At 65.2% G+C, this 22425-nt stretch carries 23 protein-coding genes; 21 read left to right on the forward strand and 2 right to left on the reverse strand.

Annotated elements, in window-relative coordinates:
* Window positions 1-10: 10 nt before the first annotated feature.
* Together SKC41_RS29720 and SKC41_RS29725 are read left to right on the forward strand one after the other, a co-directional pair.
* Window positions 11-916: a hypothetical protein gene (locus tag SKC41_RS29720; protein WP_330981275.1), complete on the forward strand. Its 906-nt coding sequence runs from the start codon at window positions 11-13 to the stop codon at window positions 914-916.
* Window positions 897-1712, forward strand: coding sequence for a hypothetical protein (locus SKC41_RS29725; RefSeq protein ID WP_330981276.1), 816 nt, complete (start codon window positions 897-899; stop codon window positions 1710-1712). The genes SKC41_RS29720 and SKC41_RS29725 overlap by 20 nt, the downstream gene beginning before the upstream one ends.
* Before the next feature lie 7 nt (window positions 1713-1719).
* Here SKC41_RS29725 and SKC41_RS29730 read toward each other — a convergent pair whose 3' ends face one another.
* The gene (locus tag SKC41_RS29730; protein ID WP_330981277.1) at window positions 1720-2910 is read right to left on the reverse strand and encodes a helix-turn-helix domain-containing protein; all 1191 of its coding nucleotides are present in this window, start codon (window positions 2908-2910) and stop codon (window positions 1720-1722) included.
* Between the two features lie 848 nt (window positions 2911-3758).
* Here SKC41_RS29730 and SKC41_RS29735 point away from each other — a divergent pair.
* The 9 genes from SKC41_RS29735 (at window position 3759) to SKC41_RS29775 (ending at window position 10011) form a co-directional block, all read left to right on the forward strand.
* Window positions 3759-5348 carry a DUF4226 domain-containing protein gene (locus SKC41_RS29735; protein WP_330981278.1) on the forward strand — a complete coding sequence of 530 codons (1590 nt, stop codon included), beginning with the start codon at window positions 3759-3761 and terminating at the stop codon, window positions 5346-5348.
* Window positions 5349-5383: 35 nt separating this feature from the next.
* Window positions 5384-5701, forward strand: a complete 318-nt coding sequence (locus SKC41_RS29740) for a type VII secretion target (protein WP_330981279.1) — start codon at window positions 5384-5386, stop codon at window positions 5699-5701.
* A 4-nt stretch (window positions 5702-5705) separates the two neighbouring features.
* Complete coding sequence (locus SKC41_RS29745) at window positions 5706-6005, forward strand: DUF2694 family protein (RefSeq protein WP_330981280.1); 300 nt, start codon at window positions 5706-5708, stop codon at window positions 6003-6005.
* 45 nt (window positions 6006-6050) lie between these two features.
* Window positions 6051-7796 carry a PPE domain-containing protein gene (locus SKC41_RS29750; RefSeq protein ID WP_330981281.1) on the forward strand — a complete coding sequence of 582 codons (1746 nt, stop codon included), beginning with the start codon at window positions 6051-6053 and terminating at the stop codon, window positions 7794-7796.
* Window positions 7793-7969: a hypothetical protein gene (locus tag SKC41_RS29755; protein ID WP_330981282.1), complete on the forward strand. Its 177-nt coding sequence runs from the start codon at window positions 7793-7795 to the stop codon at window positions 7967-7969. Before SKC41_RS29750 ends, SKC41_RS29755 begins: the two co-directional genes overlap by 4 nt.
* Window positions 7966-8349 (forward strand): YbaB/EbfC family nucleoid-associated protein, encoded by a 384-nt coding sequence (locus SKC41_RS29760; protein ID WP_330981283.1) that lies wholly within the window; start codon window positions 7966-7968, stop codon window positions 8347-8349. The genes SKC41_RS29755 and SKC41_RS29760 overlap by 4 nt, the downstream gene beginning before the upstream one ends.
* Window positions 8350-8420: 71 nt before the next feature.
* Window positions 8421-9095: a hypothetical protein gene (locus tag SKC41_RS29765; protein WP_330981284.1), complete on the forward strand. Its 675-nt coding sequence runs from the start codon at window positions 8421-8423 to the stop codon at window positions 9093-9095.
* Complete coding sequence (locus SKC41_RS29770) at window positions 9095-9433, forward strand: hypothetical protein (protein ID WP_330981285.1); 339 nt, start codon at window positions 9095-9097, stop codon at window positions 9431-9433. Before SKC41_RS29765 ends, SKC41_RS29770 begins: the two co-directional genes overlap by 1 nt.
* A 290-nt stretch (window positions 9434-9723) precedes the next feature.
* Complete coding sequence (locus SKC41_RS29775) at window positions 9724-10011, forward strand: hypothetical protein (RefSeq protein WP_330981286.1); 288 nt, start codon at window positions 9724-9726, stop codon at window positions 10009-10011.
* A 1035-nt stretch (window positions 10012-11046) separates the two neighbouring features.
* On the opposite strand, the gene SKC41_RS29780 is transcribed toward SKC41_RS29775, so the two are convergent.
* Window positions 11047-11367 (reverse strand): hypothetical protein, encoded by a 321-nt coding sequence (locus tag SKC41_RS29780; RefSeq protein ID WP_330981287.1) that lies wholly within the window; start codon window positions 11365-11367, stop codon window positions 11047-11049.
* A 268-nt stretch (window positions 11368-11635) separates the two neighbouring features.
* Here SKC41_RS29780 and SKC41_RS29785 point away from each other — a divergent pair, with 268 nt between their 5' ends.
* The 10 genes from SKC41_RS29785 (at window position 11636) to SKC41_RS29830 (ending at window position 22312) form a co-directional block, all read left to right on the forward strand.
* Window positions 11636-12421: a hypothetical protein gene (locus SKC41_RS29785; RefSeq protein WP_330981288.1), complete on the forward strand. Its 786-nt coding sequence runs from the start codon at window positions 11636-11638 to the stop codon at window positions 12419-12421.
* A gap of 169 nt (window positions 12422-12590) precedes the next feature.
* Window positions 12591-14081: a type VII secretion protein EccB gene (gene eccB, locus SKC41_RS29790; protein ID WP_330981289.1), complete on the forward strand. Its 1491-nt coding sequence runs from the start codon at window positions 12591-12593 to the stop codon at window positions 14079-14081.
* Window positions 14082-14095: 14 nt separating this feature from the next.
* Window positions 14096-15208, forward strand: coding sequence for a hypothetical protein (locus SKC41_RS29795; protein WP_330981290.1), 1113 nt, complete (start codon window positions 14096-14098; stop codon window positions 15206-15208).
* 295 nt (window positions 15209-15503) lie between these two features.
* On the forward strand, window positions 15504-18302 hold the full coding sequence (gene eccCb / locus SKC41_RS29800) for a type VII secretion protein EccCb (protein ID WP_330981291.1): 2799 nt from the start codon (window positions 15504-15506) through the stop codon (window positions 18300-18302).
* Complete coding sequence (locus tag SKC41_RS29805) at window positions 18299-18715, forward strand: helix-turn-helix domain-containing protein (RefSeq protein WP_330981292.1); 417 nt, start codon at window positions 18299-18301, stop codon at window positions 18713-18715. The genes eccCb and SKC41_RS29805 overlap by 4 nt, the downstream gene beginning before the upstream one ends.
* Window positions 18716-18854: 139 nt before the next feature.
* On the forward strand, window positions 18855-19151 hold the full coding sequence (locus SKC41_RS29810; protein ID WP_330981293.1) for a PE domain-containing protein: 297 nt from the start codon (window positions 18855-18857) through the stop codon (window positions 19149-19151).
* A 15-nt stretch (window positions 19152-19166) separates the two neighbouring features.
* Window positions 19167-20651, forward strand: coding sequence for a PPE family protein (locus SKC41_RS29815; RefSeq protein WP_330981294.1), 1485 nt, complete (start codon window positions 19167-19169; stop codon window positions 20649-20651).
* An 84-nt stretch (window positions 20652-20735) separates the two neighbouring features.
* Window positions 20736-21035 (forward strand): WXG100 family type VII secretion target, encoded by a 300-nt coding sequence (locus SKC41_RS29820; protein WP_330981295.1) that lies wholly within the window; start codon window positions 20736-20738, stop codon window positions 21033-21035.
* Between the two features lie 45 nt (window positions 21036-21080).
* On the forward strand, window positions 21081-21374 hold the full coding sequence (locus tag SKC41_RS29825) for a WXG100 family type VII secretion target (protein ID WP_330981296.1): 294 nt from the start codon (window positions 21081-21083) through the stop codon (window positions 21372-21374).
* A 56-nt stretch (window positions 21375-21430) separates the two neighbouring features.
* The gene (locus tag SKC41_RS29830) at window positions 21431-22312 is read left to right on the forward strand and encodes an ESX secretion-associated protein EspG (protein ID WP_330981297.1); all 882 of its coding nucleotides are present in this window, start codon (window positions 21431-21433) and stop codon (window positions 22310-22312) included.
* The last annotated feature ends 113 nt before the right edge of the window (window positions 22313-22425 follow it).

Consider the following 22425-nt stretch of genomic DNA (forward strand, 5'->3'; position numbering starts at 1 on the left):
GAGCGCTGCGGTGCAGCTCAATGTGTGGGACGTCTCGACGTGGGAGGTCTTCAGCGACGAGACCGAGGGCGTCGAAGAGAAGTACTGGCTGATCGAACCGACGACCGGGCAGCGGTGGCTGTTCAAACCACCCGTGGTCAAGTTCGGTTTCCAACAAGGCGAGGACTGGGCTGAACGGGTCAGCACCGAACTTGCTCGGCTAATCAGCGTGCCATGCGCCGACGTCGAGCTTGCATACCGCGACGGCAGGCGCGGAAGCCTGTCTCGCTACCTCGCCCCACCTGGTTGGGATCTTCAGCCTGGAAAGCTTTTGCTGGCCGAGTTCGACCCCACCTACGTGTCGCAAGCCAAGGGCCGACCAGGGCATTCACTGCAGCGAATCGCCCGTGCGCTACGGGATGGCCGGGTCGATGCACCGTTCGGCGCCCCGGACGGTTTCAGCGCATTCGATGTGTTCGCCGGCTATATGCTGCTCGATGCGTGGATCGCGAACCGGGACCGCCACGACGACAACTGGTCAATCCTTGTTCCGCCGCCTGGTGCGTTCAACTACCGGCTGTGCGGATCCTACGACCAGTCGAGCAGCCTGGGCTACAACGTCAACAGCGCGCGATGCGTTCAGCTGCTCACCGAGCCGGGCGGCATAGTCCGGTGGGCGCGCAAGGGCACGGCGCATCGCTTCGAGTATGGCCCGAACGGGCCGGTGAGCCTGGTCGAGCACGCTTCTGCCGCACTCGCGATCTGCCGACCGGCAGTAAGAACGTTCTGGATCGACAAAATCCGCGCCGTGACACAGGACACGGTCACTGACCTGTTGAATTCGGTTCCGAACTTGTCGGAGCAGTGGCGTACCTTCGCTACAGAACTACTCACTATCAACAAGGGAAGGCTTCTCGATGCGTGCGGGCAGCTCTAACGCCGTGCAAGACCGGGTGTCCGGTGTTGCCGCGGTGCGCCGCCTCGTGGTGACCTGGCAACACCCGATCGAGCGGACAATCTCGCCGGTCGGCATGCTGAGCTTTGATGGTCACAGCTATCGATTCCACTATCTGCGTCGTGCCATGCAGGTCAAAGGATTTCGGCCGTTCTTGGGCTTCCCGGACCTTCACGGGCAGTACACCTCGGACAGGTTGTTTCCGCTGTTCGCCCAGCGTGCTATGACCCCGCGCCGCCCAGACTTCGCGCGCTGGGTCAAACGCCTTGGTCTCGAAGAGGACGCGTCACCCTTCGAACAGATCACTCGATCAGGCGGTCACCGCCCAGGCGACACCATCCAACTATTCCCTGTCCCCACCGTGACCAGCGGGCATTTCGAATGCGACTTCCTCGTCCACGGTATTCGTCATATCGCCGAGCGCCCGACACGCGTAGCCGGCGAGGTCATCACCTTGACCCGCGACGACGTTGAACACCACCTCGCAGCGCTTGCTCCCGGAGACGAATTGCGGCTGCACGACGAACCGACCAATGCCGCCAATCCGTTGGCCATCCTCACCACCACCGCAGACAACTCGCCTCTCGGTTGGGTTCCGGACCTTCTGCTTGAAGAGCTGCACCGGATACCGGATCGCCAGCTCGCACACGTGACAGCGCTGGCAGTCAACGGTCCCGAAGCGGGCTGGCACTTACGGCTCCTGGCCCACCTGTCCGTGCCGGTCCCCGACGGGTTCGTCGCGTTCGCCGACGACCCCTGGCAACCCAACATAGGTTGACTGCCGCCTATCGCCAGAGGTCGTGGCGGCGTGCATCGGGGGTGGGTTTGTCGGTGCGGCGTGCCCGTTCGATGAGCGCTTCGATGCGTGCGTGTTCGGCGGCCGCATCAGTGGTTCTGCGCGCAGCGCTGCGGTGCCGTGCTGCTGAAAGTGCTGCGAACGCTTCAGCGCGACCGGGACCAGATTGTGCGGTCTTGCCGACGGCACGGCCAGCGACGTATGCGCGGTGGGTTGCCGCAGTCTCGGCGTTGCGCCGTTGTTCGGCGGTGAGGCGGGCTTGAGCTTCACGTGCTTGGTCGAGGGCTGCGGGTCGATCGGCGAGGTTGTCAGCACCGTGCCAGGCCAAGATGGCGCCGAGCAACCCGATGGGGCGAGCGGGGGAGTCGGGAATGCGCCGGCCGACGCCGAGCCAGTCGGTGATGAGCTGGTTGAGGTCGCGCGGGGTCCAGCCGGCGGCCGCGGGAGCGGCCAGCATGGCGGCCCAGCTGGTTGGGGTGAATCGTCGGGCCCAGGGTGGCGCATGCGGATCTGCTCGCCAGGCAGCGGCTAGGCGCCGCCCCCCGGAGTCTGGAGCTGGGCGGCGCGTAGCGGCGCCGTGCCGGGCGCCCGTGTGGCGCCCGTGGGTAGTAACCAGTCGTTTCTGAGGTGAGGTGTGAGTGGTTACTGGGGACCGTTCCAGGTGGGGTGACATGTTGTGGATAACCCGGTTGAGCTGCGCGTTATCGTGCAACGCCCACACTGAGGCCCAGCCGCGGTAGCGATCACCCATGCGCCAGGAGGCCATGCGCTCGATGTAGGTCCGTTGGCGGCCGCGGAGGACCTCGGTGGCCACGCCCAGAAGGCGCAGGCATTCCCGGGCCCGCTGAATAGTGCGTTCGGTAAACCCGGTGGCTCGCTGTAATTGTTCGTTGGTGGGGCGGGCGTTGCGGCCGGTGTCGACGTCGGCGGTGCGGGCGAACGCGGCGGCGATCAGGATCAGGGTCTGTTTGGCGATGCCGCCCGAGGTCATCTGGGATCTGATGGCCTTGTAGCGGTGGTCGTAGGCATGCGCGACGGTCACGTGCGCCCAGTAGGTGCCACCACCTGACCAGCAGGGCACTCCCGCGTAGGCGCCCTCCTCGAGTTCGAGGTTGACGAAAAGGCTCGCGGGCGGGAGCTCACCGCCGCGCAGGCGGCGGCCGCGCCGGATATCCATCACCTCGACTACCGGGGTGGTGCGGATGACACCGCGGCGGCGCCGAGCAGCGCTACAGCCGCGATACGTTCGTGGCCGCGACGCCGGCGGCCGGGATCCGTGCCCTCGACGCGGGGGCACGCATAAGTTCACGGATCGGGTGGACAAAATTTGGTCACGAAGCGCGCCGTTGTCTGGAAAGGCAGACGGGTATGCGCTACCGTGAGACGAGTCGCTCAAGACACGTCCCTTCGGGGATATGGGTGAAGACCCAGAACCGAGTTGGCCCTCGGTTTGAAACTCAGACACGGCCCCGCCCTTGGCGGGGCTCTTGTCATGTCAGGGGTCGATCACTCCAGCTATTGAGATGTGTTGGCGTCTGCCGAAAGAGGCTGGGCGGACGCGGGCTTTCGGGCTTGTGGCGCTAGGCGTCCCTCCTTAAGTAGGTGCGGATGTGGCCGGTGTGGGTGACTGGCCGTGAGGGTTCGGTGCGGTCGCGGATCGCTGGGTCCTGCGGAGCGGGTGTGCTCGGTCGCGCGCCTGCCAGGGCAGGCCCCGGCACAGATACTGCTTGGGGCGTAAGCAGCGAAACCGTTTGTGCCATGGGAGGGTTGAGGACGCTCGACGGGTGGTGCGGCACGTGGAGTAGTTGCCGTTATCAGCGATGGCGAGGCGGTCCTTCCGTTGGGGCAGATGGTGCTATCGCGCAAAGTGTTACACCGGCAACGCGGTACTACCGCGCATCTGGTGCGGCGTGTCTTGAAAGACAACAAAAGTCAACAGGGCACGTGGACATGCTCCGGGCGCCGGTTTTTCACGAATGTGTCGTTGTTGGTAGCGGCTAAAGCCACCCGGGATTTATCGTCCCGAACATGACTGTCTGGACCGATAGAGCGCTGTCCCAAGTGTTGGGCGGAGTGTCGGAGGTTTTGGGGTCACCGTTCCCTGAGAACCCGGCACCGAGCGGCCCGCTGCCACGGGACCCGGCGCCGACGGTTCCGGTCACGTCGCGCGATGAGCTCACCAAGCTTGACCGGGCCAAGCTCACCTACATGGGCATTGATCCCGATACGGCTCCGATGCCCGAAATCAACAAGGCGTTGGGTCGCGATCAACCGGCCTCACCGCCTCCGCCGCCTCCTCCGGGGTCGCCTAGCCCGACGACGCCGGCCGGGACGCCGCCGCCCCCACCAGGACTCAGCGGGGCAGGTGCTGAGGCGGCCAAACGCCTCGATGCGGCGCTGGCCAAGAACCATTCGGCACTCAACGACGCTGATGACAAACTCGCCGACGCGCTGCTGCAGGCGTCAAGCTCTAGCGCCGAGGGTCGCCAGCGGCTGCAAAGCTTGCAGCAAGAGGTCATCGACCAGGTCACCAAGCTGGGGCCCTCACTTGACACTGCGACCGGCCAGCAGCAATTCGCCGAGTTTTTGCAAGGCAAGACCGATGACATCCTCAATGTGCTGAAAAGCGCTGGGCTGGACTCGGATTCACAAGCGAGGGTGTTGGACGGTCTCTCGGCGCGCTACCAGGCTTTGCAAGACAAGACCGGCGATGACCCTCGCACCACAAGCGGCGGCGATCCCGCTCCCACACCAGCGGGAGCGGGGGGAGGGGACACGCCCGCAGGCGCGGGCGACGGTACCGGCAGCGGCAGTGACCCATTGCTTGACGGATTGGCCTCCGACCCGCTGATGTCACGGTTGGGCATGATGGCTGGTCCTGCGCTGGGCGCTCTGGGCTCACTGCCCGGCGCGCTCGGTTCATCGCTCGGCGGTGGCGGTGGACTCGGTGGTGGCGGGCTGGGAGATTTGGGGTCGGCAATCGGTGGGGCGCTCCGCGATGGCGGCCATGATCCGGAGCTGGCCTCTGATGAGCACGCCGATCCGCTCAAGGACCCGTCCGGCTCGCACATCAGTGACGACAAGTCTGAAGATCGCACGCAGCCGGCCGGGCTGCACGATGCGGGCGACAAGGGCGACCAACAGGACAAAGCGGGGACTGAAAACGCTGGCAGTGGCACCACGCCGGCACCGCCGGCACCGGCAGCAGCCGGGCAGGCGCCGACGCCGTCGACTCAGGTTCAGTTGCCCGACCAATCAGTGCGCACGGCGGCCAATGGGGCCCTCGCACAGGCCGGGCGCGCGGTGCTCTCCGGGGACAGCATCGACGATGCCTATGCAGGGGCCAATCTTCAGTTGCCGCCGCTGGGTTCCCCGGTGAACGCGCCGATTGCGCCTTCGCGGTTGCAATTCGGCGATGTGGGCCAATATACCGATCATCGGGTCATGGCTCTCGACAAAAACCATGTGTGGCTCAACGGTGAGGTCACTCCGATTGATCAGCTCGAGACTGGCCCGAATTTCTTGGGGTGGACACGACAGTCGACCCCGACAACGACCACGGTGACCGCTGCGGCCACCGCACCGGCAGGGCCTGCACCAGCGCCGCCGACAACTTAAGCGCGACTTTTACCGTAACGTGAGGGAGTAGCCTAATGACCGTGAACGAGCAGGCCTTGCAGGTCAACACCGACGACCTGATTACGTGGGCGATCGCCCATGAGAACGCTGCCGAGGCATGCGAGCAGGCCCGCGCTGACCATGCCCACGCCGTGGCTGCGGCCCAATCCTGGGGACCGCTGTTTTACGAGGCGCGTCGTGCTGCGGTCGCCGCGGTCAACGACCGGGAGACGGCTTTGCGCGACCAGCAAGAGCGGCATGAGGCCATGGCCCAACAGCTTCGCAAGGCTGCGGCGCAGATGGCGGAGATGGACGCTGCCAACCGTGCGAATTTGACCATTTCCACGGACTAGAGCCATGTCTGAAGCGCCATCGACCGACTACGAGACCGTGGTGTACGAGGCCGCAAGTCGCGATGAGTCGATCGTGGTGGCGGTGGGTCGAAGCGGGAACTCTTTAGGTGTGGAGTTACAGGCGGCCGCGATGCAGCTCAGCGACGCTGAGCTGGCTAACCGCATCATCAGATTGAACACGCTGGCTCACTTGCGTTCGCAGTTGGCGCTGCGCCAGGAGTGGGAGGCCCAACACGTGACGGTTTCGAGCGCGTTGCCCACCGAGGATCAGGTTGCCAGCTATGAGGCGCTGATCGATTTCTAGACAATAGGTGGCAGCGTCAGAAAGACCAACGAAGGGAGGGCCGCGGTGCTGCAGGTCGACGTTGCGGGGCTGCAAAGCGCGGTCGCGGGCCTGGTCGCTGCCGCCGATACCCTCGCCGAGCTCGGCGCGCAGGCACCGGTGCATCCTCCGCTGGCCACTGACGAGACGTCGACGAGCGTGGCCGCCCGGCTCACTGAACACGCGGTAGTGATGGCGTCGCGGGCCGCTGATGGGGCCGCGGTCCTTGCCGCGGGCGCTCAGGCGATAACGCAGTCAGCCGTGGCATACGGGCAGATGGACGAGGCCAATCGATCCGTGGTGAGTTTGCAAGGCAACGCGACACCACCCGGGCCGGGCTTCACGCCGGCGGTCACGGTCAACCTGGTTGCTGCTGATGTGCCGGTCGCCCCGCCCGCGCCACGCCCGGCTGAAGCCACGTCGGCGATCATGGAAGCAGGCCAGCCCGCGGCTGGGGCGTCCTTCGTGACCGAATGCGCCGCTCTCGCACAGGGATTCAGCGCGGCCGAGCAGTCGGCCCGGCGCGGGGCGGTAACGGTCGGGGAACATCTCAAAGGGGAGGCGGCACCGCGTATCACCGCGGCGCTGAATCGTTATGCCGATTGGGCACAGCAGATGGCCCGCCATGCCAATGCGGTCGGGCAGCTCGCCGACGACCACAGGGGTAGGTTCACACAGGCCAAGCAGGCAACTCCGACGCCCACGGAATTTGCTAACCGTCACCGCGAGCTCCACAACGCGATAGCGCTCAACAGCTCCTATCCCAGTCCTGGGTCGGCGGCCGCGGTGTCCCAAGCACACACCAACTTGACCCAGCTCACCAACCGCACCCACGTTGTGGCCGCTAACTACCACACCGGGGAGCAAATACCCGAGGCGCCGCCGGGGCCGCCGCCAGCGCCCGCCATCGTGGAGCCGGGTAGCGATCAGGGCGACGCCCCATCATCGACAACCCAGCAGGGACCGGGTTCGAAACCCGCGCGCGGGCATGCCGGCAACACCGGCGGGGACGACGTCGACCCCGATACCGACGCCGCAAGCGCTGACGGTCTGGACGCAGGCGACGGTGATCCCGCCGCTAATCCGCTCGCGCCCGCAGACGCAGGCGTGGGGCCGGGAATGGCCTCCTCACTGCCACAAATGTTGACCGGCATGCTCGGGGCCGGTGTCGGCATGGCCGCCCAGCTACCGCAGAAACTGGGCCAAGAGCTCCAGCAATTGGCCCAGCAAGCGACCCAGGGCGTAACCGGCTTAACACAAGGGCTCGGGGCCAAAGACGGCCTGGACGGTACCCCCCAAGATGATCAGCTGGCAGCCGACTCCCTGGGCGGCGGTGCTGGGGGAGGCGGCGGTGACGACGGCGCGACCGCCCCGGCGGCCAGTGGCGGCGCTGACCTCAAGCCCGCCGCGGGGATCTCTGGAATGAGCTCACCGGCGTCAGCCTCGCCCCCGTTGGCCGGAGCCAGCCCGACCCCGAGTCCCACCGCTGCCGCCGCAGAAAGCGGTGTGGGCAGTCCACCGATGTTCATGCCGCCGATGGGGGGCATGGGCGCCGGCGGCGGGGCCGCCAACCGCACCGTGAAAGACCCCGATAAGTCGATCGACATGCCAGCGCGACCTCATTCGGAGCCGGTCAAAGGCGAACGCGGCGACTCGCTTCGACACACCGCCACCGTCGACGCCGCTGTCACCCCCAAAAGCGGCGCCAAGCGCACGGTGACTATCAGGTCACGCAACAGGCCCGTGGACCCCGACCCCGGGGACTCGCAGTGACGACAATCCGATCACGAGCGCCTGGCCGGGGCGTCGAAACTGCCAAATCCGACGCCTACCAGGCCGATAAGAAGCTGACCGCCGGGGTGCTGGCGAGGCTCGAGCTGGCGTCGACAGCCCTGAGCAAGCTGCGGGAAGAAATCGCGGCCAACGATGATCGTGAGGTCAAGTGACGGTCTACGAATACGACGGCTATCAGGCGGACAAGAATCTAGCCGCCAGTGTGATAGCGCGCATGGAACGGGTGTCAACGATGCTTTCCAAAGTCCTCGAGGAGATGGATAGCATCGACCTCGAAGCCACCGGCGGAGACGGCGACGTCGTGCTGTCGGTGAACTCGCACGGGCAACTCACGTCGTTGTCCCTGGCTCAGGGCTGCACCACCCGCTACTCACATGGTGCGTTGGCCGAGTTGATTAACACGACGATCGACGAGGCAGTGAACGCCGCCGCCGCCGAAACAGCCAGCGTCGGCGGCCAGGACCAAGAAGCGCTCGACGCCGCAGTGCAAGCCTTCATCGACCCGAACAGTGAAATCTGGACCGCCCCCTGAGAAGAAGCGGTAGTCCCTGGATTCGGGCGCAATGGTAGCCCGATGTCGTAGGACAGCGATACTCTGATTGCATGTATCCGCAGGCAGTTGGGCAGCCAGGCTACCCGGTCGTGCCGGGCAGTCCGCCCATCCCGACCAGTGGAGGCGGCGCGCCGACAGGTGCCGCGGTGTTGCCGCCGCCCCCCAACTACCTGCCGCCTGCGCACATCCCTGCGCCCCCGCCGCCGTATCGGGGACGCCGGCCGGGCTGGCTCGCGGTATGGGTGATGCTCTCCCTTGCAGTGCTTTTGGCGCTCAGTGCGACAGTGATGAGCGCTTTCAAGCTGACCGCATCAACCCCGCCCGCGACAACCACCACCGTCACCGCCCCGCCGCCGCCGCCCAGCTACAGCACCGACCAAGTCGCCGCGGCCAAAAAAGAAGCCTGCGACGCCAGCAATGCTGCCGCCGGGCCGATAGCGAACTCACAACAGAACTTCGCCGCAGCTGCGCGCGACCGGCAGACGCCGCAATACCAGCCAGCGCTTGCCAACTTTCAGCTTGTGGTCATGGTCGAGACGCAGTACTTGCAACAACACCTGACCCCAGCTGCGCCAAGACCTGTGCAAGACGCCATTAACGGCTATATCAGCGCAGTTTTGGCCGCGGTCGATGCAGACACGCGCGCAGTGCCAAACCATGATGCGCAAGCCTTTGTCGATCGGGTCGACAAGGCCAGCACTGAACTTGACAAGGTGTGTGAGTGATGCAATCCGAGGACATTCTTCAGGTCGTGCCTGCGGCCGCGCAGTCGGCGAACATGTTGACGGGCTCGGCAACCGTAGAGTTTGCTGCGTCGGTGCCCGAGCACGCAGCCCACGGTGCGGCGGCCACCGCACTGGGGACGGCTCACGCGGCTTCGATGTGGGCGCCGAGCGTAACAGCGAGCACAGGGGTGGACCAGCAAGTGGCGGGGGCCGGGGCGGCGCTGGCGCCGTACGGTGGCAAGGTTGCTGAGCGCAATGATCAATCGTTGACCGAGGTCGTCGAAACTGACAATCAAAATACTCAGGATTTGTCGCCGCATCCGGGCGTGACCATATGACTACTGTCCTGGGCCCGCTCCACGCAGGGACACCGGTCCCGCCGACCCCGCCGCCATTCCCAATACCACCACCGCCTCCGGTGGGGCCGGGCCGCGGGGCGGTGGGCGCGTCGGTAGCGGTGCTCGTCGTTTCGGCCGCGGCCGCAGCGCTTGCGACAGCGGCTTGGATGACCCCGTCGACGGTTACCAGCAAGGTGGTTGTGCCGTGGTCGCCGCCTACTCCCAGCTCCGACCAGGTGGCCGCCGCGCGCGCGAAAGCGTGCGAGTTGTGGGGGTTGACCGCGACGACCATGGACGACGCCACCAATGCCGTGGCGCATGCTCCTGCTGACTGGAACGATCCTGGTACTCAAGATGCCTTGGCTAAAGAGGCTCGGGTGATCTTGGTGGAAAGCGCCTTCTTGCGCCGCGAGTTGCCGATCGACACACCGGCAGCGATCCGGTCAGGGATCGACGATTACTTGGCGGCGAGCTCCGATATGGAAAATGCCACCACCCACCGCAAGGGCAGCCTGCGGGATGCCGCGATCGAGCGTGCAAACACCGCAGAAGCGAAGGTCAACGCCGCTTGCCGGTAACGGGCCGAAAGGGGGAGCCGTGGCGGACGTGCCCGCTACCAGCATCGCTGGCAACATCATCATCACGCCCGATATGGTGCCGCCAGCAGCGGAGCCGTTAGAGACACAAGCCGCGCACTACAAGGCGTTGGCCGAGAAGGTTGGTGAGCTAGAGCAGCAGCTCAGGGCCGCCAACGCGCTACGAGAAGAAGCCGCGCAATCGCCCGGTTTCGAGGCTGGCCACGAGAAGAATCGGCAATTGGCTGCTGACTATGGTCGCATGGCCGGCATCTACGGCGCGGCGGCCGACTATTTCAACGGCGTGGCGGGGGTCTACCGGGACGCGCACACGGCTCAGCAGAACATTGTGGTGAAAGCCAACGCTGAACTATCCCAGGCCAAAAACCCGGTACAACAGCAAGAGATCGTTGCGCGTTGGCACACCCGCGCGCGGGCTCTGACTACCAGTTTCGTGGGGGACGCTACGGCCAAAGCTGGCGTTTTCGAGCACACTGCAGGCACGGATATCACGGCACTGACCTCACGGCTGGGCGGGTCGGCACCTCAATACCCCGTCCTGCCCGTCAACGGCGGGGACGGCATAGCCGTCCCGCCCGGCAAGCAGGGCACCGGGCTGGGCGATGACAACGGAACTCCCGGCGCAGCAAATGGTGACGACGGTAACGTGCCGGCAGGCGCACATTCTCCAGGTGGGCACCATCCAAAATGGGGCGATCGTGACGTCAACGGAACAGACCCGCAGCCCGCTCCTGTACTGGGAAACCCTTTTGCCGGCGGTGGCGGGCAGATGCCTGGGGGTGGCGGAAGCGGTATACAGTCGGTTAGTTTCCCGCCGGGGTTGACGTCGATGTCTGGGCTGGGCGGGTCGATGCCGGGTGCGGGAGGCATGGGCGGCCTGGGCTCGGGTGGAGGTCTGGGCGGGCTACCGGGGGGTTTAGGTCAGCTGCCTGGTACGCAGGCCGCTGGGTTGGGGAACCTGCCTGCCAGCGCCACTCCGGCTGCCGGGGCCCCGGCTCAGTTGGGGCCGGCGTTCTCTCAGGGCGTCTCCGCAGGATCGGCGTTGGGGTCGTTGGCGCCCGCGACGGGCACGGGGACTCCGGCCGCGGGGCAGGCCTCCGCAGCTCCGGCGGCGGGCATCACGTCAGGTGCCGGTGTTCCGTCGGCGGGGGTGGCGTCGGCGGGCGCAGCTCCGGCCGCGGTCAGTCCCGCGGGTGCGGGGCCGACTAACGCGGCCGCTCCAGCTGGTGGTGCACCGGCGGCGATGATGCTTCCGCCTCCGGGGATGGGCGCTCCGGCCGCCCCTGTGGCTGCGGGCGGCGCGAGTGCTTCGGCACCGGTCGTCCCGGCCGGCAACACCGGTACATCTGGTGCGGGGGCGTCCGCGTCTGCGGGGCCAGCGGGGGGCTCGAGTACTGGCTCGGGTGCGGTGGTTGTGCCCGCAAGTATTGCCAGTGCCGGGGCTGGTTCCCGGCAGCGCGGGCGCCCGGAGTCCGCTGAGTTGGCGACTGCAAAAGCGTTGGCGCGCAAGCTTCGTCGTGACAGTGATGTGGTTAACTACGCGTGCATTGAGTGGGCAGTCGGGGTGTTTCGCCGTGAGGCTGGTGGGCCCACTGAGTGTGTGGTGATGTCCAATGAAGGCTTCGGCTACATTCCGCAGGGAGTGTTTTTGCCGCGTACTGCGCGCCTTTTGGCCGCAGATAAGCTGGTGGACAATCAATTTCGGGATCGTTGGTTCGGGGCGTCGGATCCCGCTGAGGTCTTAGCCGAATACGCAAGGTTACGAGGCCGCGGCGGTACGCATCTGGTCTCCATGGCGGTGACTGCGGACAGTCCGTTCGGTCGGGCGCCTGGTGTTGAATACGCGGTGTGCCAACGGGAATTGGACGAGAGGGCCTACGTCCGGCCGACTCTCGACGATATGCACATGCATCGACTGGAAGCCCTGCACCCGGAGCTGCACGCTCGGCTGCAGGAGATGGCCACGGCGGGTCCCGAGGCGCGTGTCGTTGAAAACCGCGCAGTTGTGAGCCTCGCCGATCAGATGATGGAGACGGTGAAGAGGTCCCAGCAGATGACGCCGGAGCTGCGGCAGATGTGGGACGCGCTGGGCACCGGCGATGAGATTTCCGAGGATGCGTGGAGCCATTACCGGATCGCCTCAACCGTCTACTACGTGAACCTCAGCGCGAATAGGCCGCGGCCGGAGGCCACCACGGGAGATCGCGAGCGTTATCAGGCGCAATGGGTTACTGCTCGCACGATGGAACTGCTGCAAGGCTGGGAGCGGCGCCCGGCCGATGTCGCAGATATGGTCTACGCTGCGGCCGCCGCCTACCCCGGTGATTTCGGCTCGAAGTTTGACTTGCTATTGCGCGCGGTCGAGTCCGAAGTCGGCTGCAGCGTTGGGTGAGCAGCGGACCTTCGTGGCACGGAGTCCTGTCACGTGACGAAACTTCGATGGGCTGGCGCGTAAGGCCCTTTCCGCTGGTTTTGGTGTTGTGTCCGGTTCTAGGCTGGGGTTTCATCCATTTTGGACGCCTTGGTAGCGGGGGCGTAGTGATTGGCGGTACGGTGCCGGTGTGCCGTTGAAGTTGGCGTCCAAGACGCAGGTTTCGGGTCATTTCTTCGTGCGGCGACGCTTGTCGTTTGCGTTGCTGCGCCGTTCGGTGAGCATGGAGGTCAATCCGGTTCGTTGGCATCGAACGTTGCTGATGCTGTCGGCGGTGTTGGGTGTGGTGCTGGTGGTGGGGTCGTTCGTCTACGGGTGGTTTCGGCCGGCTGGGGTGATCGACGACTCGTCGAAGATCGTTGCTGATCGTTCATCGGGTGCTTTGTTTGTCGTCGTCGACAAGCGCCTGTATCCGGCGTTGAACCTGGTCTCGGCGCAACTAATTGCTGGTGAGCCGGATCGGCCGACGTTCGTGGCGTCGGGGGAGATCGCGAAGTGGCCGAAGGGGCCGACTGTGGGAATTCAGGGCGCTCCGGTGGAGACACCTGCGGTGCTGTCGCCTCAGGTTTCCCGTTGGGCTGTGTGCGACACGGCGCCGACTACCATTGATGGTTCGCCGCAGGTGACCGGGATTGATGGGCAGCTGTCGCTGGGTGAGGGGGCGGGGGAACTGGCGGGCGGTGAGGCCTTGTTGCTGTCTTACGGCCCGCAGGTATACCTGGTGACAAATGGTGTACGGATGCCGATCGATCTGTCTCAGTCAGCGGTCGCCGGGCCGCTGGGGATTGCGCCCGCAGCGAAGGTGACGGGGATGTCGCGGGCGCTCTTTGATGCGTTGCCGGCGGGGGGACCGTTGGTGGTTCCGGTGGTGCCCGGCGCTGGCGGACCCGCTCAGGTGGATTTGGGTCCAGGTGTGGTGATCGGTGCGGTGGTAGCGAGCCGGGACGTGGCCGCGCAGTCGGACCGTTTCTATGTGGTGCTGGCGGACGGGGTTCAGGAAGTCTCGCCGGTGGTGGCTTCGATTCTGCGGCAACATGATTCGTTCGGTTTGGCGACCCCGCCGCAGGTCTCGCCGGATCGTCTGGCTCACATTGCGGTGCGTCATGTGCTTGACGTGGAGTACTACCCAAGGTCGCCGGTTCGCTTGGTTGATGCGGGCAGTCGGCCAGTGTCGTGTGTCGCGTGGCAGTGGAGTGTGAGCGAACGCCAGGCGAGGCTGGCGGTGATCTCGGGCCGGGGGCTGCCCATACGGGCGGATCAGCGGTCGAAACTGGTGCCGCTTGTGGGTGCGGGCAATGGCGGGGTGCAAGCCAATCAGGTCTTGCTCAGTGATAGCGCTTCGACGTTTGTGAGCACTACTGGTCAGGCGTTGGATTCGCCTGCCCGCGAAACGATGTGGGTGATCAGTTCTACCGGGTCGCGCTATGGTGTCCCGTTTGACGACAACAGCGTGCAGGCGTTGGGGCTGGTGTTATCTCAGGTTCGTCCAGCGCCGTGGTCGATGCTGCAGGTGTGGCCTGCGGGGCCGGAGCTGTCTCGGGCGGCGGCGTTGACGGTGCACAGCCCGTCAGATGCTGTGGCGGTGTTGCCGACGAAGACCAATGTACGGGCTGGCGGGTAAAGGGGAAGCTGGTTATGTCGACGATTCGTTTCAGCCCGTCTCGGCGGATGGCGGCGCCCAAGGTTGACGGCGGCGTGCAGTCAGTGCCGGATTCTCCGATCGCACCGCGCCGACTGCCGCTGACCAAGGCGCAGATTATTTTGCCTGCCGTCATGGGCGCGGCGTTTCTGGGCATGATGGCGATGATTTTGACCCAACCTGGGCTGCGCTCGGGTCCGATGAGCTTGTTCTCGCTGTTTGTGCCGGTGATGATGATTGTTTCGTTCGCCGGGGTGTTTATGCAGGGCCGGTTTGGCGGCGGTGATAAAGCGTTGTCTCCGCAGGCGCAGGAAGAAGAGCGCCGTGTGTACATGGATGAGCTTGACCAGACACGCGATGTGATCCAAAGCGACGCCGAGCGCCAGTTCACCAACTACCAGTTTCTGCATCCTGAGCCAGCGTTGCTGCGTGGGTTGGTTGGGTCGCCGCGGATGTGGGAGCGGTCTAGTCCAGCTGAGGACTTGGCGATGCACTTCGGATTTGTGCGGTTCGGCACTGGGACTTCGGATTTGGCGAAGAAGCTGGCTAAGCCGCGGTTGGGAGAGTCGGCCGATTACGAGCCCGTCTGTTATGACGCGCTGCGGAAGTTCTTGTTAGAGCAATCCAACATTGGTATCGCCAAACCGCTTTCGCTCAAAGCGATCCCGTTGATGACGTTGGTAGGCGAGGACGGGCCGGATACCGTGCATGGTGTAGTGCGGGCGATGATTTGTCAGGCGGCCTGTTTTCATTCACCGCAGGACTTGAAGGTCATGGTGGTCACCGACGAGCCGGCGCGATGGGATTGGCTCAAGTGGCTGCCACACTGCCAGCATGATCAGCTCGTTGACAGTGGCGGGCCCTTGCGGATGGTGTGGACCTCGCCGGCGGCGATGGACGCTGCGGTGGGTCACGAGCTGCACGGGGCCCGAAAGAATTACGGAGACCCGGGCGCCGGAGACAAGGTGCGCCCGCACTGGCTGGTAATCAATGACCAGCTACGTGTGGACAGTGAGTGGGATACGTTGAATCGCAGGGGTGTCGGGGGGGTCGCGGGGGTGACCTTCGTGCGTGTTGTGGTTAAGGAGGGTGGGGCAGATGACAGCTGAGTTCACATTGCACGTCAAGCGCGACGGCGCATATGACGAGGCGGGGTTTTTCGCGCTCCCAGACACGTTGGACACAGCGTCCGCGGTCGCGTTTGCGCGGAAAATGGCGCGTTACCACGCGGATTCGCGGATCGCTCAAACCTCGGCTGTCGCTGCGTCGAAAGTCGTTGATTTGTATGAGATTCTCGGCCACCCCGACCCAGGCAATATCGATGTCGAGGAGGCCTGGGCAGCGACCCGGCTGGGTCCGCCGCTGCAAGACGATGAGGGCGAGTTGCAGTGGGGCCGGGAGTGGATGCGGTTCCCCATCGGGATAGATCCACGCAACGGCCAGACGGTGGCGCTCGATTTGAAGGAGACGCACGAATTCGAAGGAATGGGCCATCACGTCGTCGTCGTGGGCACGACGGGAAGCGGTAAGTCGGTCTTTTTGACGGCGCTGATCACCTCGGCGTGCCTAACGCATTCGCCTGACTCGTTGAAGGTCGCGGTGTTCGACTTCAAAGGTAGTGCATTGGCGCATTTGGTGGCAGGGTTCCCGCACACCGTGGCCGCGATGAGCAACTTGCGAAACGACCGTCTGTGGATCGTGCGTATGGAAGATGTGCTTTACGGCGAGATGGAGCGGCGCAAATCCTGGCTGGACCGGGCTGGGGTCAGTGACATCGCCGAATATGAGTATTTACGCATCCACAAGAAAGAGAAGCTGCGGCCGATGCCGCACCTGTTGCTGGTCGTCGATGAGTTCACACAGATGTTCGCCGAACATGACGGCGCCAAAGCGGTCATGGACGAGGTAGGTCGCCAGGGCCGCTCGCAGGGGCTTCGGTTGGTGATGGGCTCGCAACGACTAGGTCACCAGATGCAAGGCGGCATCATGAGCAACATCCCGGTGCGGGTGGCGCTGCGCACGGTCGGCGACAACGATTCCCACGAGGTGTTGGGTAGCGACGAGGCCAACCACTTGCCTAAAAAGCCGGCCGGCGCGGGGCTATTGAAGGTCGGCGCGAGCAAGAACTTGACCCGCTTCCAGACCGCATTCGTGCTCAAGAGTTACGTCCCGCCCCAGCGTGCTGCCGCGGCTGCTGCCCGGCAAGAAGCCGGTTACGTTGAGCCGCAAGAGTTTCAGGCAGTCGGTATGCCTGCGCTACAGACGGTGCGCGACGTCGAAGCCGATCAGGGCAACGTTGTCGAACCGCGTGCCGTCATTGGCGCTGATGGCCGTACCGTCAAGCAAGTGCAGGCCACGGTGGAGTGTCTGAACCGGCTGAATCTTCCTCCGCTGCAGCCGATGTGGCTACCTCCGCTGGAGCCGTTGCCCGTTGAAGAGCTGGTGCGACGGTTGCGGGGCCAACCGTGGGATGTCGACTACGGCGCGGCGCAAAGCGAGCTTTCGCGGCTGATGTTCCCGGTCGGGATTGAAGACCGACCGCGCGATCACCGCCAGCTTGTCTATGCGCCGAACTTGGCTGAAGGGAACTGCGCGGTCGTCGGTATGGGCAATTCAGGCAAGACGGTGGCCATCGCCACAATGCTCTCCGGTGCTGCCCTGCTGTATAGCCCTCGGCGGCTTCAATTTTACGTCATCGCACTGAGCGGCCCGGACCTGAACGTGGTAAGGGATTTGCCGCATGTCGGTGGCTTCGCGCGTGAGGATGATATCGAGCACGTCAAACGAATCATCGCCGAGATGCTGGCGCTGATCGATCAGCGCGAGCAAGCCTTCAGCAAGCTCGGATTGACGCTGACCAAGCTGCGGGAGCGCAAATTCGGCGGCGCCGCCGGTGAGCTACCCCGGGATGATCCTTTCGGTGATGTGTTCCTCGTGATCGACGGCTGGCCGACATTCGTGAAGAATTGGGAGTTACTGCTGGTCCCTGAGGTGGAACGCATCTTGGCGAAAGGGCCCGACGTCGGCGTGCATTGCATTGTGTCGACAAGCGGCTGGGTGGCCAACAAATTCACCTCGGGAATGAGCAAGCTTTTCACCAGCAATGTGGAACTCAAGCTCGACCAGATGGATGATCTGGCTGTCAACGAACGCAAAGTCGCCAAAGAGGTTCCGTTCGGGGAACGCAAGATATTCCTGGACGAAGATGACGACTCCGGCGGAGAGGTCGAAAGCGTCAATACGGTCAAAATCCGGGGCCGCGGCACGACCATGGACGGGTTCCACTTCCAGGCCGGGTTGCCGCAGGTGACGGCGGAAGGGCGACGCGTCGACGTGGGGGCAGCCGTCGAGACGATCCAGCGGCTGGCTGGACCCGACAGCGCGGCCGCGAAAGTTCGTTTGCTGCCCAAACTCATTGACATCGACGAAGTTTTCGCCCAATGGGAGCAGCGTGAGCCTGGCCCGGGCGGCCTAGACCGGGCGGGCGTGGTGCCGTTCGGGATTTCCGAAGTCGGTTTGCAGCCAGCAGTCGTAAATTTCGCTGCCTCACCGCATCTGCTGTTCGTCGGGCGGCCCGAATGCGGACTCTCGAGCGGGTTAGCCACCGTCGCCCAGGCCGTGATGAGGGTGTACAGCCCCGAGCAGGCCCAACTTTATGTGGTCGACCCGCACAACGAGCTGCTGCGGGTAGTCGAAGGCGAACATCTGGGCGCCTACGTTTTCCGAGAGGACCAGGTCCGCGCGTTGGGGGAAAGCCTGGGCGCGATCTTGACCGAGCGCATGCCGATGACCGATCAGAGTCAAGAAGAGTTGGCCGCGGGCACACGGCGCTGGAGCGGCCCGGAGATCTTTGTCTTCATTGATCGCGAGGAAACCTTGGCCAGCTGGGACAGCGGCGGGTTCGTACCTGGTACGGGATACCCCTTGGGGCCGGTCACGCGATTTATCCCGCGCGGTAAAGAGGTCGGCTTGCACTTGATTGTGTCGCGCCGGATCGCCCAGTGGGGCCGCACGCAAACCAATCCGGTGATTGCCGAGATGGTCAAAAGCAAGGCCCCGGCGGTGGTAATGGACGGCGACCCTGACGAAGGGCCGATCATCGGCCACACGAAAGCCGCGCCGGCCGACCCCGGCCGTGGACTCTACGTCACCGACCGGGTGGTGGCGCCGGTGCAGGTCGCGTTCCCGGCGAGCACGCATTGAGCCAGGTGGACCCCGCGCGGCTGCTAGCTGACTGCGTCGATCAGGCCCGCCTGGAACAGGGGCTGTCCAAACATGACCTGGCGCGGCTGGCGCGGGTGGCTCGCCCCACGATCTCGCTGCTGATCAACCACGGCAAGGTCCCGTCTCGTGCGGCCACGCTGGACAGGATCGGCGCGGCGCTGGGCTGGGAGGCTGGCACCTGCGCGGCGTTGTTGGCAGGCCAGCCCACGCCAGGCCCGCGCCCGCCGGCGACCCGCTCGGCGCAGCTCCTGGCGCAGCGACTCACCGAGATCGCCGAGGAGGCGCGCACGGCCGTGTGCGCGGCCGAGCAATCAATTGTTCGGCTCAAAACGATCGAAGAACGTGCGCGCACGGCGGCTCACTTCGTCCTGGGAGGCTCAGCCATCGAGTAACCAAAGGCAACAGGGGGTGTTGCCTTTGGTGGAATGTGGCCGGTTTGGTTGCCGGTGTCACTGGCGGCGATTATCGTCGCAAGCACTACGGCTCTATCGCTTGGGGCGGATAGGATAAGCGGACAGGGGATGGATTGCAATGATGTTTGTTGAAGCACCTGCGCTCGCGGCGCAGGCGGCAGCGGAAGGCTCGGGCGGGGCGACCACGGCCGCCACGCTAGCCGCTGGGGCACCGGCCATGGGCGCTGTGGTGCCGATGGGCGGCGAAGAAGTGTCGGCCATGTTCGCGCAAGCTATCGCAGCGCACGGCGCGCAGTTCTTGGCGGCAGGTGCTGTAGGTGTGGCCCAACGTGAGGCGTTCGCCGCCACCGTGGCGACCTCGGCAGCCACCTACACCGCCGTGGATGCCGTCGGCCAGGCGCTGCTGTCGCTCTAGTGCGGCGGTGCACTGATGTACTGGGGGATCCCACCGGAGATTAACGCCTTCCGGTTGACCAGGATGGGCGCAGGTCCGACCGCGCACATTCCGCAAATCACCGCCTACACCGCTGCGGCGGTCACCCACTTCGAACAAGGTATGCAGCAGCAGGTGACCGCAGCGGCGACCGCACCGGTTTTCCAAGGCTCGGGCGGAACAGGGATGCTCGACAGTGCCACGCCGATGGCGGCCTGGCAGCAGACCGCCGGGATGCACGCAGAATCCGCGGCGGCCACGATTCAGACAGGGTTGGCCGCCTACGCGGCCGCGGTGTCGGCGACCATCCCTCATGAAGTGGTGGTGGCCAATCGGGTCCGCGAAGCCACGCTGGAAGCAACGAACTTTATGGGGTTCAACACCCCTGCGATCGCCGAGGCCAACGCCGAGTACGGCGAGTATTGGGGCCAGAATGCTGGCGCCATGGTCGGCTACATGGGCGCCATGGCCCCCGTGGTGAGCGCGTTGAGCGTTCCGCTGCCGACGTTGCCGGATATGAGCAACCCGGCGGGCCCTGCGCTCGGTCTGACCGGGCTGATCAGCGACGGGGTGAGCGCTGGCGTTGGTGTAGGCGTGCAGGCCCTGAGCACAGGCATGAGTGCCGGTAGCGGCGCCGTCTCGGCCGGTACCGGAATCGCCACCGGGGTGTCCAGCGGGGTGTTCAACGGCACCGGAGCCGGCGTGCAGGCGGCAGGTTCGAGCACTGGCAGCGGGCAGGCTCCGGTTTCCCAGCCCGCGCCCACCGGCACGACCGCGGGCCAAGGTGTCCCCGCAACAACAGGCACCACCCAGGGCCTGACGAGCAACTCGCCACAGGCCAAACCACCTCTGCTGCAGGGAGGGCAAAGCGGCCAGCCGCCTGCCGAGCAGCCAGGACAATCGTTGCTCAGCCAGCTCACGCAAGCGCCGACCGAGATGATGAGTTCGCTGAGCTCACCCCTGGAGTCGATGGGCCAGCTCCCGCAAAGTGCCGCGGGCCAATTGAGCGGCCTGATGGGCCCGCTTTCGGCGCTGACCGGTGGTATGGCCGGGGGCCTCGGTGGCCCGCCGGCCGGGGGACCACCGGGACTCAGCGCAGCCAGCGCCCCGTGGTCGGGGCTCAGCGGCGCCAATGGCGGCTTCGCCGGCGGCGGCTCCACGGTAGCCGCGGCGTTAACCAAACCGTCTGCTGGCGGGCTCGGCGGCCCGGTGGGCGTGCCGGGTGGTTGGTGGGCCAACGTGCCCGACGCCGCTGATGCCGGTGAGCAGCCAGCCGCGGGACTGCGCAGCGGCGCAACAGCGGCCAGGGGCGCCATGGCGCCGGGAATGTATGGGCCGATGGCGTCCACGGCGCGCTCGCAACGCGGCAACGAATACGCCGCCGTCGGCGAGCAGGATAAGACGATCACGCTGCCGGCATCCGCGCACGCGGCTCCGGTGCTCACGTCTGAAGGCGTGGTCCACGTCGGGCAGGGAGGATAAATCCCGGCAGGGGCCCGGGGTCGTTGCTGAACTGATCGGAACAAGCAGCAGTAACCACTTTGCAAGCGAAGGAGATACACCGCCATGGCGTTGAACGCTGATACCGCGCAGATGCTCGCGGGCGCAGGTCAAATGCACAACATTCAGCAAGAGGTGATGTCGGCGTTGGGCCGCTATGTCACCATGAACCAAAACCTCACCGGTACTGGCTTCAGCGGGAACGCCGCGCTGGCCTCCATGTCGACGACCGAGGATGTCAACCGGACCGGCCAACAGGTCAACGCGCGTTTCCAAGCCGTCATCGACATGATGAAGCGCTCTGCGCACCAGTACAGCGAGACCGACGCCCAGAACCGCGCCGCGTTGGGCTCGATCCAGGCCTAATCGCGCCCACACCCGATCTAGACGACTTTCAGAAGGAGAATGGTTATGGATTCAATGCGTTACGACCACGCGATGATGGCCGATCACGTCTCGGCACAGGGGCAACTGGTCGCCCACATGAACGACCTGCGCAGCCGCGCGATGGGCGTGATCAACCAGATGGCCGCAGTCTGGACGCAGCACGGTTCCGACGCTGCCCAAACGTGCATGCACGAGATCGATCAGGCCTTCCAGGCGGTCTTCCAGACGATCGAACGCCACGGACACGCCGTCGGGCACGCCTCGACGAATGCGTTGGGCACCGACCACGCGGTGCAGGCCGGTTTCCGGGGCTTGTGACCGAGACCGGTACCGCAGTTTCAGCGCGGCTGTCGACCACGTCGGAAGGCTTGTGGTTGACAGCCGCGCTTTGCGGTGTGGCCCAATTACCCCCCGTGCTCAAGATTCGGCCCATCGGGGCAGTGCAGGCCACCATCGCCGACCATCCCGGTATGGAAGTGCTGCACGATGCGGGCATCTATCGGGATGGTGCAGTTGACCCCAGCGTGGCCTCCTGGGTGGGTGTGCTGGGGCGTCCCGACGTCGAGATCGACGTCACGATCACACGCCCCGAGACGGCCCCCAACCGCCTCGAAGGCCCACCACCGATCTTCACCGCCCCAGATGACCCGATTGAGGCCGCTGCAGCGCTGGCCCAGTGGTATGCCCAACGCCCCCCGCAGCGTGTTGTCACGCTGTGCCGTCGCGACAACGCTTGGGTGGCTGCCGCGCGACTGTGGCGTCCGGGCCAAGACGCCAACGATGAGGTGGTGGTGAGCCCGCTGGGGGAGGCCGAGATCACCCACGCCGTCGTCGACACGCTCGGGCCAGCCGAACCGGCCCAGTTCCACGGCATCAATAGCGAAGCGGCGGAACTGCATACCATTCTGGCGGCTTGGCAGGCGAACCCCGCCATCGACCTGGTCGCCGGCCTCACTGAGGTGGGCCTATCTGTGCCCCAGGCACGGCTGATCGAAGCGGTGGCCGACCGGGGAACCACGCGCGCGGTGATCGGCGCGGCCGAATTCTCCATCAGCGGGCCAGCGCGGGCACCGATGGCGGTAACCGTCGCCGACACCCTCCTCGGCCGCGTCGTTGTCAGCAACAGCGTTGGTCCTGATGGCAGGCAATGGACAACGCTGCTGCCCGGCGCTGAGCACGCCATTCACACAGCTGTGCTCGAGCTGCTTGAGACGTTGCCCTCGGGTCGCGGTTGGGCGACTCACCGGCGAACCTAAATTCGATACGCACTAATATGGTGTCCGTTGTAGACGGATGAAAACCGAGGTTGTTAGTGTCGCGCTGTGGCCAAAGGAAGTGCGGCTAAGCGAAATTCGGATACGGTTCGGTG

The sequence above is a fragment of the Mycobacterium sp. 050128 genome (assembly GCF_036409155.1).
Lineage (GTDB): Bacteria > Actinomycetota > Actinomycetes > Mycobacteriales > Mycobacteriaceae > Mycobacterium.

Bases quoted from the DNA above. Each gene is read 5' to 3' on its own strand.
- SKC41_RS29725 (WP_330981276.1), top strand. From the start codon at position 897: ATGCGTGCGGGCAGCTCTAACGCCGTGCAAGACCGGGTGTCCGGTGTT.
- SKC41_RS29735 (WP_330981278.1), top strand. From the start codon at position 3,759: ATGACTGTCTGGACCGATAGAGCGCTGTCCCAAGTGTTGGGCGGAGTG.
- SKC41_RS29740 (WP_330981279.1), top strand. From the start codon at position 5,384: ATGACCGTGAACGAGCAGGCCTTGCAGGTCAACACCGACGACCTGATT.
- SKC41_RS29745 (WP_330981280.1), top strand. From the start codon at position 5,706: ATGTCTGAAGCGCCATCGACCGACTACGAGACCGTGGTGTACGAGGCC.
- SKC41_RS29765 (WP_330981284.1), top strand. From the start codon at position 8,421: ATGTATCCGCAGGCAGTTGGGCAGCCAGGCTACCCGGTCGTGCCGGGC.
- SKC41_RS29770 (WP_330981285.1), top strand. From the start codon at position 9,095: ATGCAATCCGAGGACATTCTTCAGGTCGTGCCTGCGGCCGCGCAGTCG.
- SKC41_RS29775 (WP_330981286.1), top strand. From the start codon at position 9,724: ATGGACGACGCCACCAATGCCGTGGCGCATGCTCCTGCTGACTGGAAC.
- SKC41_RS29785 (WP_330981288.1), top strand. From the start codon at position 11,636: ATGTCCAATGAAGGCTTCGGCTACATTCCGCAGGGAGTGTTTTTGCCG.
- SKC41_RS29795 (WP_330981290.1), top strand. From the start codon at position 14,096: ATGTCGACGATTCGTTTCAGCCCGTCTCGGCGGATGGCGGCGCCCAAG.
- eccCb (WP_330981291.1), top strand. From the start codon at position 15,504: ATGCGGTTCCCCATCGGGATAGATCCACGCAACGGCCAGACGGTGGCG.
- SKC41_RS29810 (WP_330981293.1), top strand. From the start codon at position 18,855: ATGATGTTTGTTGAAGCACCTGCGCTCGCGGCGCAGGCGGCAGCGGAA.
- SKC41_RS29815 (WP_330981294.1), top strand. From the start codon at position 19,167: ATGTACTGGGGGATCCCACCGGAGATTAACGCCTTCCGGTTGACCAGG.
- SKC41_RS29820 (WP_330981295.1), top strand. From the start codon at position 20,736: ATGGCGTTGAACGCTGATACCGCGCAGATGCTCGCGGGCGCAGGTCAA.
- SKC41_RS29825 (WP_330981296.1), top strand. From the start codon at position 21,081: ATGGATTCAATGCGTTACGACCACGCGATGATGGCCGATCACGTCTCG.